This is a genomic window from Pseudomonas sp. LBUM1644, assembly GCF_059716195.1.
In genome coordinates, this window is sequence record NZ_CP166812.1 from 1,650,494 (window position 1) to 1,663,138 (window position 12,645).

11 protein-coding genes are annotated in these 12,645 nt (G+C 60.6%); 8 read left to right on the top strand and 3 right to left on the bottom strand.

The window, feature by feature from the left end:
* Nucleotide 1: 1 nt before the first annotated feature.
* Entirely contained in the window at nucleotides 2-1,981 is a 1,980-nt protein-coding gene (gene mnmC / locus ACA052_RS07540; protein ID WP_497649092.1) for a bifunctional tRNA (5-methylaminomethyl-2-thiouridine)(34)-methyltransferase MnmC2/FAD-dependent 5-carboxymethylaminomethyl-2-thiouridine(34) oxidoreductase MnmC1, read from the bottom strand.
* A 289-nt stretch (nucleotides 1,982-2,270) separates the two neighbouring features.
* Between mnmC and pap the strand changes: the two genes are divergently transcribed.
* Both pap and ACA052_RS07550 read left to right on the top strand, forming a co-directional pair.
* Complete coding sequence (pap, locus tag ACA052_RS07545; RefSeq protein WP_497649093.1) at nucleotides 2,271-3,785, top strand: polyphosphate:AMP phosphotransferase; 1,515 nt, start codon at nucleotides 2,271-2,273, stop codon at nucleotides 3,783-3,785.
* Between the two features lie 101 nt (nucleotides 3,786-3,886).
* Nucleotides 3,887-5,071 carry a thiolase family protein gene (locus ACA052_RS07550; protein WP_497649094.1) on the top strand — a complete coding sequence of 395 codons (1,185 nt, stop codon included), beginning with the start codon at nucleotides 3,887-3,889 and terminating at the stop codon, nucleotides 5,069-5,071.
* 121 nt (nucleotides 5,072-5,192) lie between these two features.
* Here ACA052_RS07550 and ACA052_RS07555 read toward each other — a convergent pair whose 3' ends face one another.
* Nucleotides 5,193-5,387: a DUF6316 family protein gene (locus tag ACA052_RS07555; protein WP_497649095.1), complete on the bottom strand. Its 195-nt coding sequence runs from the start codon at nucleotides 5,385-5,387 to the stop codon at nucleotides 5,193-5,195.
* Between the two features lie 201 nt (nucleotides 5,388-5,588).
* Between ACA052_RS07555 and ACA052_RS07560 the strand changes: the two genes are divergently transcribed.
* Entirely contained in the window at nucleotides 5,589-6,542 is a 954-nt protein-coding gene (locus ACA052_RS07560; protein ID WP_497649096.1) for a DMT family transporter, read from the top strand.
* 121 nt (nucleotides 6,543-6,663) lie between these two features.
* Here the strand turns inward: ACA052_RS07560 and ACA052_RS07565 are convergent, their stop codons facing one another.
* The gene (locus tag ACA052_RS07565; protein ID WP_497649097.1) at nucleotides 6,664-8,058 is read right to left on the bottom strand and encodes a class II fumarate hydratase; all 1,395 of its coding nucleotides are present in this window, start codon (nucleotides 8,056-8,058) and stop codon (nucleotides 6,664-6,666) included.
* Nucleotides 8,059-8,250: 192 nt separating this feature from the next.
* Between ACA052_RS07565 and ACA052_RS07570 the strand changes: the two genes are divergently transcribed.
* From ACA052_RS07570 to ACA052_RS07590, 5 genes are all read left to right on the top strand, one after another.
* Complete coding sequence (locus ACA052_RS07570) at nucleotides 8,251-8,775, top strand: DUF2059 domain-containing protein (protein ID WP_497649098.1); 525 nt, start codon at nucleotides 8,251-8,253, stop codon at nucleotides 8,773-8,775.
* A 12-nt stretch (nucleotides 8,776-8,787) separates the two neighbouring features.
* Nucleotides 8,788-9,087 (top strand): BolA family protein, encoded by a 300-nt coding sequence (locus ACA052_RS07575; protein ID WP_497649099.1) that lies wholly within the window; start codon nucleotides 8,788-8,790, stop codon nucleotides 9,085-9,087.
* Nucleotides 9,088-9,250: 163 nt separating this feature from the next.
* Nucleotides 9,251-10,192, top strand: coding sequence for an oxygen-dependent tRNA uridine(34) hydroxylase TrhO (gene trhO, locus ACA052_RS07580; protein ID WP_497649100.1), 942 nt, complete (start codon nucleotides 9,251-9,253; stop codon nucleotides 10,190-10,192).
* 39 nt (nucleotides 10,193-10,231) lie between these two features.
* On the top strand, nucleotides 10,232-10,834 hold the full coding sequence (locus tag ACA052_RS07585; RefSeq protein ID WP_497650279.1) for a DsbA family protein: 603 nt from the start codon (nucleotides 10,232-10,234) through the stop codon (nucleotides 10,832-10,834).
* Nucleotides 10,827-12,644 carry an ABC transporter ATP-binding protein gene (locus ACA052_RS07590; RefSeq protein WP_497649101.1) on the top strand — a complete coding sequence of 606 codons (1,818 nt, stop codon included), beginning with the start codon at nucleotides 10,827-10,829 and terminating at the stop codon, nucleotides 12,642-12,644. Before ACA052_RS07585 ends, ACA052_RS07590 begins: the two co-directional genes overlap by 8 nt.
* Nucleotide 12,645 lies beyond the last annotated feature (1 nt).

A 12,645-nucleotide genomic window follows, 5' to 3' on the forward strand; every position in this document is an offset into this window, starting at 1 on the left:
TTCATTTACCCCGAATCAAACGACGCAAGGCAAACCTGTTCGGATGACACGCCTCTGCCACGGCCCTGGGCAGTGGCAACGGCTCATGATCGAGCCAGGCGGCCAGCAACTCGCCTGACAACGGCGCGGTGATCAGTCCCCGTGAACCGTGGCCGCTGTTGACGTACAAACCGTCCAGCCATGGGCAAGGGATGTCCGGGGTTTGCCGGGCGTCCTTGCTCAAGGCGCCGTAGGCGTCGGCGAAGGCCTGACTGTCGGCCAATGGGCCGACAATCGGCAGGTAATCCGGGCTGGTGCAGCGAAATGCGGCGCGACCTTCAAGTGCATCAGGTTGCAAAGCGTCCGCGCCGAGTCGAACGACCAGGTCCGCCGATATTTCTTCGAGCATTTGCAGGTTCCCGGCATGTTCGGCGGCGGTGGGTGTCAGGTCGTCGTTTGTGAAATCGAAACTGGCGCCCAGCGTGTGTTCACCCATTCGAGCCGGCGCGACATAACCTTCAGCGCACACTACGGTGCTCAGCGCCTGGCTATCAGCTGTTTGCGGCAGGCGGGTGATCTGTCCGCGAATACGCTTGAGCGGCAACTCGCTGCAGTAAGGGAAACGCTTGATTTCAGCGGCACCGGCCAGCACCACCACGGGAGCACTGGCCAGCAACGTCTCGCCCTCCCAGGCCTGCCATTGTCCATCCACGCGCCGCAACTCCAGCACATCGCGATGCGTCAGGGCTCGGACATTCGGCTGCGCAGCTTGCCATTGACACAAGGCCGGCGGGTGCACCCAGCCGCCTTCGGGGTAGAACAGGCCGCCCGATGGCAGCGCGATGCCGGCGCGGGTCTCGGCCTTCGCCCGATCGAGCGTGTGCAGTAAATCTTCCGGGAATGCCGCTGCCAACTGCGCCTGACGTTCCGCTTCCTTGGCATTGAACGCCAGTTGCAACACGCCGCAATCGTCCCAGTCGACGCCGCGCTGCAAATGCTCGAGCAAACGTCGGGTGTGGCCAAAGCCGCTGACAATCAGTTGCGACAACGCCGTGCCATGGGCGGAAAGCTTGAGGTACAGCACGCCCTGTGGATTGCCCGAGGCTTCCTGTGCGAGCGCCTCGTGACGCTCCAGCAGACTCACCTGCCAGCCGCGGGCAGCCAGGCTGGCAGCGCTCGCGCAACCCGCCAGGCCGGCACCGATCACCAGGGCATGACGTTCGCCGGTCGATGGTCTCGGACGCGCAAACCACGGTTTGGCAACGGCCGGCGCGGCTACAGCGTCCGGCCAACCGAGAAACACACCCCGCAGGATTTCCCATTTGTGGCCGATGCCTGGCGTGCGCTTCATCTTGAAACCCGCCGCATTCAGCAGGCGCCGGACCCAACCGGTGCTGGTAAAGGTGCTGATGGTCGAGCCGGGTGCGGCCAGACGGGCCAGTTCGGCAAACAGTTCGGCGGTCCACATGTCCGGGTTTTTCGCCGGGGCGAAACCGTCGAGAAACCAGGCATCAATCTGTGCGTCCAATTGCGGCAACTGTTCCAATGCATCGCCGATCAGCAGGGTCAGCGTGACGCGGCCGTTGTCCAGCACCAGGCGCTGGAAACCTTGATGGATCGCCACATACTGGGCTAACAGCTGATCAGCAAGCGGCTTGAGCTCCGGCCACAAGGCCAGGGCGCGTTGCAAATCGGGCCGGCTCAACGGGTACTTTTCGACGCTGACAAAATGCAGGCGCGCACCGCCCACTGCGTGCTGCTCGAATAACTGCCAGGCGCACAGAAAATTCAACCCGGTGCCGAAACCGGTCTCGCCAATCACCAGTCGACCGCCGACCGGCAGCGCAGCGAAGCGTTCACGTAAAGCGTTCTGTTCGAGGAACACGTAACGAGTTTCATCAAGCCCCGACAGGTCGGAAAAATACACATCGTCGAACACCCGCGAGCGCGGGAGCCCTTGGTCGTCCCAGTCGAGTTGGGCGTGGGGCAATACAGGTTTCATGGCAGGCTCGGTAACGGCAAGGTGGCCATTCTAGCCGATCACCGAGGCGGTGCCTGATCCATGGCAACGATCACAACCGCGCATTCGCTGAAAATCCTGTAGCAGCTGCCGAGGCACGAGGCTGCGTTGGGCTGCGCAGCGGCCCTCAAGGGCGGTCCTGCGGACACGCAACGCAGCCTCGTGCCTCGGCAGCTGCTACAAGGAACTGTGTGGCGGTGAAGAAATGGATTTCTCCCACGGAAAACAACTCAATCCGCTAGTCTTGCTCAATCCGGAAAGGGAGCCATCCATGTTTGAATCCGCCGAAATCGGCCACGCCATCGACAAAGAAACCTATGACGCCGAAGTGCCTGCGCTGCGCGAGGCCTTGCTCGAAGCACAGTTCGACCTTCAGCAGCAAAAGCGTTTTCCGGTGATCATCCTGATCAACGGCATCGAAGGCGCCGGCAAGGGCGAGACGGTCAAGTTGCTCAATGAATGGATGGACCCGCGCTTGATCGAGGTCCGCACGTTCGATCAGCAGACCGACGAAGAGCTGGCGCGGCCGCCGGCGTGGCGTTACTGGCGGATGCTCCCGGCCAAGGGCCGCATGGGGATTTTCTTCGGCAACTGGTACAGCCAGATGCTGCAAGGGCGGGTCCATGGAACGTTCAAGGACGCCGTGCTGGATCAGGCGATCAATCAGTCTGAACGTTTCGAGAAGATGCTTTGCGACGAAGGCGCGCTGATCTTCAAGTTCTGGTTTCACCTTTCCAAGAAACAAATGAAAGCTCGCCTCAAAGCCCTGGCCGACGACCCGTTGCACAGTTGGCGCATCAGCCCACTGGACTGGCAGCAATCAAAAACTTACGACAAGTTCGTCAAGTATGGAGAGCGCGTGCTGCGCCGCACCAGCCGCGACTACGCACCGTGGCATGTGATTGAAGGCGTGGACGCGCATTACCGGAGCCTGACGGTGGGCAAGATCTTGCTCGATGGCCTGCAAAACGCCCTGAAACGTTCCAGGATTCACCCCCGGAAGGTCAATGCCGCGCCGCTGCCGATCAGTGTCGATCAAATGAACGTGCTCGACAGCCTGGATTTGACCCACCGCCTGGACAAGGACGATTACGAGGAACAGCTCGTGACCGAGCAGGCGCGATTCTCGGGCCTGATGCGCGACAAACGCATGCACCGGCACGCCCTGGTGGCGGTGTTCGAAGGCAATGATGCGGCTGGCAAGGGCGGGGCGATCCGTCGGGTCGCGGCGGCGCTCGATCCGCGTCAGTACAGCATCGTGCCGATTGCCGCGCCCACCGAAGAGGAACGCGCGCAACCCTATTTATGGCGGTTCTGGCGCCACCTTCCGGCCAAGGGCAAGTTCACGGTGTTCGACCGTTCCTGGTATGGCCGGGTGCTGGTGGAACGCATCGAAGGCTTCTGTCCGCCCGCGGACTGGTTGCGGGCTTACAGTGAGATCAACGATTTCGAAGAGCAGATTTCCGACTCGGGCATCATCGTCGTCAAGTTCTGGCTGGCCATCGATAAACAGACGCAGCTCGAGCGTTTCCAGGCCCGGGAAGAAATCCCCTTCAAACGCTTCAAGATTACCGAAGACGACTGGCGCAATCGCGAAAAATGGGACGCTTACTGCGCTGCGGTCGGCGACATGGTTGATCGCACCAGCACCGAGATTTCGCCCTGGACCCTGGTGGAGGCCAATGACAAACGCTGGGCGCGGGTCAAGGTCTTGCGCACCATTAACCATGCGCTGGAAGCGACCTTCGAAAAGTCTGACAAGAAGGCGAAAAAACACAAGAAGTGAGGCGATGGTTGCGCATACGCGGGATGAATGATTGTCGCGGTCGGTGATGGGTGGATCTATGCTCGATCCACTCTCAACCGACCACAATAATGAGGTATGCCATGCGTGAAGTGGTGATCGTCGACAGCGTGCGGACTGGCCTGGCCAAATCCTTTCGCGGCAAGTTCAACCAGACCCGGCCGGACGACATGGCGGCTCACTGTGTCAATGCATTGCTGGCGCGTTCGGGCATCGACCCGGCCAGCGTTGAGGATTGCATCGTCGGTGCGGGCTCCAACGAAGGCGCCCAGGGTTTCAACATCGGTCGCAATGTCGCGGTGCTGTCGCGCCTGGGCACCGGCACCGCCGGCATGACCCTCAACCGTTTCTGCTCATCGGGCTTGCAGGCGATTGCCATTGCCGCCAACCAGATTGCTTCGGGTTGCAGCGACATCATTGTCGCCGGTGGCGTCGAGTCCATCAGCCTGACCATGAAAAGCGTGAACACCGACAACCTGATCAACCCGCTGCTCAAGGAGCAGGTACCGGGCATTTACTTCCCGATGGGCCAGACCGCCGAAATCGTCGCGCGTCGTTACAAAGTCAGCCGCGAAGAGCAGGACGTGTACGCCCTGCAAAGCCAGCAACGCACGGCCCAGGCGCAAGCCGCCGGCTTATTCGACGATGAAATCGTGCCGATGGCGGTGAAGTACAGGGTTGAAGACAAGGCAACTGGGCAGGTGCAGATTCTCGACGGCATCGTCGATCGCGACGACTGCAATCGCCCGGACACCACGCTGGACAGTCTGGCGGGGTTGAAACCGGTGTTTGCCGAGGATGGTTCGGTCACCGCCGGTAACTCTTCGCAACTCTCCGATGGCGCTTCGATGACGCTGGTGATGAGCCTGGAAAAAGCGCTGGAGCTGGGCTTGAAGCCGAAAGCGTTCTTCCGTGGTTTCACCGTGGCCGGGTGCGAGCCTGACGAAATGGGTATCGGCCCGGTGTTCTCGGTACCCAAATTGCTCAAGGCCAAGGGGTTGCAAGTTGCCGACATTGATTTGTGGGAGCTCAATGAGGCGTTCGCTTCGCAATGCCTGTATAGCCGTAACCGGCTGGGCATCGATAACGAGAAGTACAACGTCAATGGCGGCTCGATCTCCATCGGCCACCCGTTCGGCATGACCGGTTCGCGTCAGGTCGGGCACCTGGTGCGGGAGTTGCAGCGACGTGATGTGCGTTACGGCATCGTGACCATGTGCGTGGGTGGCGGGATGGGGGCGAGCGGGTTGTTTGAAGCGGTGCGTTAAGACTAAGAAATTTGGTGGTCTTTTGGGGCGCCTTCGCGAGCAAGCCCGCTCCCACATTTGATTTGTGCGCGTCGCAGATCCAATGTGGGAGCGGGCTTGCTCGCGAAGGCATCGCCGCGGCCTAACGCCTGGCGCTCAAACGTTGCATCCGCTCGATATACGCCTGAATCTCCCGCGCAGCCTTCTGCGAATTCTCAAACGGCCCTTCCAGCGTGTTTTCCCGGGTGCTGAAATACAACTCGCCATTCACCCGACACATTCGGTCACTGCGAAAGTGCGTGGCGGGGGCATTGTCCTGGGCGCGCATGCCATACATGGCAATCTCCTGAAGGCGGGTGGATCCAATGAGCTTATGCATGAACCGCTTGCGGCGCCTGGCCAACCGATCGACGGCGTTTCGCCAATTTAATGCTGCGACCTGCACAGTTTCATTTACGCCCGGTCACCAACTGTCCCTGTGTGCCGGGCATCGCTGCGCCTAGAATGGCGGTACTCGCCATCTGGCCTTGGGGTACACATGCACATTTCATCGGGTCGCTGGGTTTACGGTCTGTTTCTGGCCCTGTTGACCGCGCTGCTGTGGGGAATCCTGCCGATCAAACTCAAGCAAGTGCTGCTGGTCATGGACCCGGTCACGGTGACCTGGTTTCGGCTGATGGTGTCCGGCAGTTGTCTGTTCATTTACTTGGCTGCAACCAGGCGCTTGCCGAGTCGCAAGGTGCTTGGCCCACGCGGTGGCTGGCTGGTGCTGATGGCGGTGCTCGGCCTGGTGGGCAACTACGTGTTGTACCTGATGGGCCTGAACCTGCTCAGCCCCGGCACCGCACAACTGGTGGTGCAGATGGGCCCGATCATGTTGCTGATTGCCAGTCTGTTTGTGTTCAAGGAGCGGTTCAGCGTGGGGCAGGGCATTGGTCTGCTGGTGCTGCTGATCGGCTTCGGTCTGTTTTTCAACCAGCGGCTGGCCGAATTGCTCACCTCGCTGACCGACTACACCGCGGGCGTGCTGCTGGTGCTGTTGGCGTCCACGGTCTGGACGTTCTACGCCCTGGGGCAGAAGCAATTGCTGACAGTGTGGAATTCGCTACAGGTGATGATGGTGATCTATCTGTTCTGCGGGCTGTTGCTGACGCCGTGGGTGCATCCGCTGGAGGCGCTGCAACTGAGTCCGCTGCAAGGCTGGCTGCTGCTGGCGTGCTGCATGAACACCCTGATTGCCTATGGCGCGTTTGCCGAAGCGCTGGCGCATTGGGAGGCTTCACGGGTGAGTGCGACATTGGCGATCACGCCGCTGGTGACGTTCGCGGCGGTGGCCATGGCAGCCTGGTGGTGGCCGGAGTACGTGCATGCCGAGACAATCAATGGCCTGGGGTATGGCGGGGCGGTGCTGGTGGTGTTGGGGTCGGCGTTGGTGGCCCTTGGGCCGTCGTTGATTGCCGGGCTCCGGGCGCGGCGGGTGCGGATGGCTTGAAGATCAAAAGATCGCAGCCTGCGGCAGCTCCTACAGGGTTTGTGTCGATCACAATATCCGTGAACGACACAAGACCTGTAGGAGCTGCCGAAGGCTGCGATCTTTTTGCATCACCCGCAATTTAACCCTTGGCACCTGCCTCCAGCATATTCTCCGGCCGAACCCACGCATCGAACTCGGCATCGGTCAGATACCCCAACTGCAACGCCGCCTCCCGCAAGGTCAGCCCTTCGGCGTAGGCCTTCTTGGCAATCTCCGCCGATTTGTCATAACCAATATGCGGATTCAGCGCGGTCACCAGCATCAACCCACGCTCCAGGTGCTCGGCCATTTTCGCCGCATCCGGCTCCAGGCCGGCGATGCAATGCTGCTGGAAGTTGCTGCAGCCATCGCCCAACAGTCGGATCGACTGCAGCAGGTTGTGGATGATCACCGGTTTGAACACGTTCAGTTGCAGGTGCCCCTGACTCGCGGCGAAGCCGATGGTGACGTCATTGCCCAACACCTGGCACGCCAGCATCGACAGGGCTTCGCACTGGGTCGGGTTGACCTTGCCAGGCATGATCGAGCTGCCGGGTTCGTTGGCCGGCAATTTCACTTCGGCGAAACCGGCACGCGGGCCGGAGCCCAGCAGACGCAGGTCGTTGGCGATTTTCATCAGGGTCACGGCCAAGGTCTTCAGGGCGCCGGACAACGCGGTCAAGGGTTCATGGCCCGCCAGCGCGGCGAACTTGTTGGGTGCGGTGACGAACGGCAGCCCGGACAACGCGGCCAACTCTGAAGCGATGGCTTCACCGAAACCGTGTGGCGAGTTCAGCCCGGTGCCGACCGCCGTGCCGCCCTGGGCCAGTTCACACACGGCCGGCAGCGCGCTGCGGATGGCCCGTTCGGCGTAATCCAGTTGCGCGATGAACGCCGAGACTTCCTGGCCGAAGGTAATCGGCGTCGCGTCCATCATGTGCGTCCGGCCGGTCTTGACCAGTTTCATGTGCCGGGCGGACAACTCGGCCAATCCGCCGGACAGTTCGTTGATCGCCGGCAGCAAATGATGCTGCACCGCCTGGACGGCAGCGATGTGCATGGCAGTAGGGAAGCAGTCGTTGGAGCTCTGGGAGCGGTTGACGTGATCGTTGGGATGCACCGGGATTTTGCCGCCGCGCGGGTTGCCGGCCAGTTCGTTGGCACGCCCGGCGATCACCTCGTTGACGTTCATGTTGCTCTGGGTGCCGCTGCCGGTCTGCCAGACCACCAGCGGGAACTGGTCGTCGTGGCTGCCGTCGAGCACTTCGTCGGCGGCCTGTTCAATCAGGCGGGCGATATCGGCAGGCAGGTCGCCGTTGCGATCATTGACCCGCGCCGCGGCTTTCTTGATCAGGGCCAGCGCATGCAGCACCGCCAATGGCATGCGCTCGTTGCCGATGGCGAAGTTAATCAGCGAGCGTTGCGTCTGAGCGCCCCAGTAGGCCTCATCCGGGACTTCCACCTGGCCAAGGCTGTCGGTTTCGATACGGCTCATCATGCACACTCCTGTAGGTCGATAGCGCAGTTTAGGCCGTGATCGCCGGCCGTGGTTCCATCCGAAGGGAATTTGACCGTTCAACCCCTCTAAATCAGGCGCGACAAGGCTTGGGGTTGAGTGACACACTTTTTTAGGTGCAGAATGGTCGCCCTTGGGGTAATGACCTCGCCTGCTAGAAAAGGAAACTCGATGACTCGTCTTCGTGCCATCTGTACCGCGGTTGCACTGGTTTGCGCCAGCGGCCCTGTTTTTGCCGATACCGCCAGCCACAACGCCAGTGCCGAAGCTTTCCTGACCCTGGCGCACGCTGACAAATTGGGCACTCCGGTGTACATGCAAGTACAGCAAATGTTCGCTCAGCGCTTTGAACAGACCAAAGCCCCTGAATCGAAAAAAGCCTTGCTGGAAACCTACCAGGCCAAGGCCAACGCGGCACTCAACGCAGCCATTGGCTGGGACAAGTTGAAGCCAGACATGGTCAAGCTCTACACCACCAACTTCAGCGAATCCGAGCTGAAAGACCTGGTCGCGTTCTACCAGTCCCCACTGGGCAAGAAAGTCCTGGAAAAAATGCCGCAGCTGACCCAGCAATCGGCCCAGATGACTCAAGCCAAACTGGAAAGCGCGGTGCCTGTGGTCAACAAGCTGCTGGATGACATGACCAACGAGCTGGCGCCTAAAGGCGCGGCCGCTCCAGCCAAGAAAAAGCCTTAAGCGGAGTTTGGTATGACCATGCAACAACGCATCGAATGGACGCTGGGCCTGCTACAGCCCGAGCACCTGCAAGTGCTGGATGAAAGCCATATGCACAGTCGTGGGTTGCAGACCCATTACAAGGCCGTGGTGGTCAGCCAGCAGTTTGAAGGGCTCAATCGCGTCAAGCGTCACCAGAAAGTCTACGGCACGCTCGGCGAGCTGATGGGCGAGTTTCATGCGTTGGCGCTGCATACCTATACGCCAGAGGAATGGGCACAGATCGACGCGGCTCCGGCCTCGCCGACCTGTGCTGGCGGCAGTAAGCATTAAGATCAAAAGATCGCAGCCTGCGGCAGCTCCTACACCGAACCCTGTAGGAGCTGCCGCAGGCTGCGATCTTTTTTGTTAGACTGCACAACGCGCCGCTTACCCGGCGCGTTTTTTTTCGCATCCGGTTCACCCCTTACGAGGGTAGCCACCTGGAGAATCACCCATGACACAACAGATTGTCGTGGCGGCACTTTATAAGTTCGTCACCCTGGAAGATTACATCGCCTTGCGCGAGCCACTGCTGCAAGCAATGGTCGACAACGGCATCAAAGGCACGCTGCTGATCGCCGAAGAAGGCATCAATGGCACCGTGTCCGGCAGCCGCGAAGGCATTGACGGGCTGATGGCCTGGCTCAAGAACGACCCGCGCATGGACGACATCGACCACAAAGAGTCGTACTGCGATGACCAGCCGTTCTATCGCACCAAAGTCAAACTCAAGAAAGAAATCGTCACCCTTGGCGTCGAAGGCGTGGACCCGAACAAAAAGGTCGGCACCTACGTCGATCCACAAAACTGGAACGCGCTGATCAGCGATCCAGAAGTGCTGTTGATCGATACCCGCAACGATTACGAAGTCTCGATCGGCACCTTCGAAGGCGCCATCGATCCGAAAACCACCAGTTTTCGTGAATTCCCTGATTACATCAAAGCCCATTTCGACCCGGCCGTTCACAAGAAGGTCGCGATGTTCTGCACCGGCGGCATTCGTTGTGAAAAGGCTTCGAGCTATATGCTCAGCCAGGGTTTCGACGAGGTTTATCACCTCAAGGGCGGCATTCTGAAGTACCTCGAAGAGGTGCCGCTGGAGGAAACCAAATGGCAGGGTGACTGCTTCGTGTTCGACAACCGCGTGACGGTCCGTCATGACCTCAGCGAAGGCGACTACGACCAATGTCATGCCTGTCGTACGCCGATCAGCGTCGAAGACCGGGCATCCGAGCACTACGTGGCCGGCATCAGCTGCCCGCATTGCTGGAATACCCTGAGCGAGAAGACGCGTCGCAGTGCCATTGATCGGCAAAAGCAGATCGAACTGGCCAAGGCGCGCAACCTGCCTCATCCGATCGGCTACAACTACAAGCAAACCCCTTCCGAGGCTTGAATCATGTCTGCACGCCGCCTGCTTTATGTGATGGACCCGATGTGTTCCTGGTGCTGGGGCTTTGCGCCGGTGGCCAACGCGCTGGTCGAGCAGGCGCAGGCGGCGGGCGTGGACGTGCATCTGGTGGTGGGCGGTTTGCGCACCGGCAGTGGTTCGGCGCTGGAGCCGACCACCCGGCGCTACATTCTTGAACATTGGCAGGCGGTCACCGACGCCACGGGCCAGCCGTTCAAAACCGAAGGCGCGTTGCCGGACGGGTTTGTCTACGACACCGAGCCCGCCTGCCGGGCATTGGTCACGGCGCGCAGCCTGGCACCGGATTGCGCGTGGAAACTGCTGGGCTTGATCCAGCATGCGTTCTACGCCGAAGGTCGCGACGTCACCCATGCCAGTGTCCTGGTCGAGTTGGCGGAGCAGGCCGGTCTGCCGCGCATCGAGTTCGCCGCAGCATTCGATCGGGCTGATATGCATGCCGCGACGGCTGCCGATTTCACTTGGGTGCAGGATCTGGGCATTGCCGGTTTCCCTACTTTGCTGGCTGAGCGGGATGGCCAATTGGCGCTGCTGACCAACGGCTATCAGCCTCTGGGCGTGCTGTCACCACTGCTCGGTCGCTGGCTGGAGCGCGCTGCCTGTGCATGACCTGCCGGATGACGCGCCAGCTCCAACGCGTGTCGATCGGCTGAGTTGGGCAGAAATCCGCCGGCTGGCCCTTCACCATAAAAAATCCCTGTGGATCGCCAATGGCGTCGCGGTACTGGCCACGCTGTGCAGCGTGCCCATTCCCTTGCTGCTGCCCTTGCTGGTCGACGAAGTCTTGCTGGGGCACGGCGACGCGGCACTGAAGATCATGAACCACGCGCTGCCTGAAGGTTGGCAGAAAGCGGCGGGTTACATTGGCCTGATGTTGGTGGTGACCTTGACCCTGCGTTGCGCGGCGCTGCTGTTCAACGTGGTGCAGGCGCGGTTGTTTGCGGCGCTGGCCAAAGACATTGTCTATCGAATACGCACGCGATTGATCGATCGGCTCAAGCGCATTTCCCTCGGCGAATACGAAAGCCTGGGCAGCGGCACGGTGACCACGCACCTGGTGACTGACCTCGACACCCTGGACAAATTCGTTGGCGAAACCCTCAGCCGTTTCCTCGTCGCCATGCTGACGCTGGTCGGCACGGCGAGCATTCTGGTCTGGATGCACTGGAAGCTGGCGCTGCTGATCATGCTGTTCAATCCGTTGGTGATCTACGCCACGGTGCTGCTCGGCAAGCGGGTCAAACACCTGAAGAAACTCGAGAACGACAGCACTTCTCGCTTCACTCAGGCACTGACTGAAACCCTCGACTCGATTCAGGAAGTACGCGCCGGCAACCGTCAGGGTTATTTTCTCGGGCGCCTTGGCCAGCGTGCTCGTGAGGTACGCGATTACGCAGTGACTTCACAGTGGAAGACTGATGCCTCGAACCGTGCCAGCGGTTTGCTGTTCCAGTTCGGCATCGATATTTTCCGCGCCGCGGCGATGCTCACTGTGTTGTTTTCCGACCTGTCCATCGGCCAAATGCTGGCGGTGTTCAGCTACCTCTGGTTCATGATCGGTCCGGTGGAACAGCTGCTGAATCTGCAATACGCCTACTACGCGGCGGACGGCGCGCTGTCGCGAATCAACGAACTGTTGGCCCGTGCCGATGAGCCGGAATACCCGGGCGGTGTCGACCCGTTCAACGGTCGTGAAACGGTCGGTATCGAAGTCCAGGGATTGAGTTTCGGCTACGGCGATGAGTTGGTGTTGAACCAGATGAACCTCTCGATCGCCCCCGGTGAAAAAGTCGCGATTGTCGGCGCCAGCGGTGGTGGCAAGAGCACACTCGTGCAGTTGCTGCTGGGCCTGTATACACCGCTCGCCGGGACAATCCGCTTCGGCGGTTCGACCCAGCAAGAGATCGGCCTGGAAACCGTTCGGGAAAATGTCGCGGTGGTCCTGCAACACCCGGCGCTGTTCAATGACACCGTGCGCGCCAACCTGACCATGGGCCGCGAACGCAGTGACGAGGCTTGCTGGCAGGCACTGGAAATTGCGCAACTGCACAACACCGTTCGCGAATTGCCCAACGGCCTGGACAGTATCGTTGGACGTTCCGGCGTGCGGTTGTCCGGTGGGCAGCGACAACGCCTGGCGATTGCGCGGATGGTGCTGGCCGAGCCCAAGGTGGTGATCCTCGACGAAGCGACCTCCGCACTGGATGCCGCCACCGAATACAACCTGCACCAGGCACTGGCGCGGTTCCTGAGCCACCGCACCACGCTGATCATTGCGCACCGGTTGTCTGCGGTGAAGCAGGCCGACCGGGTGCTGGTGTTCGACGGCGGGCAAATTGCCGAGGATGGCGACCATCAGCAATTGATTGCCGAGGGTGGTTTGTACGCCAAGCTTTATGGGCATTTGCAGCAGCACTAGG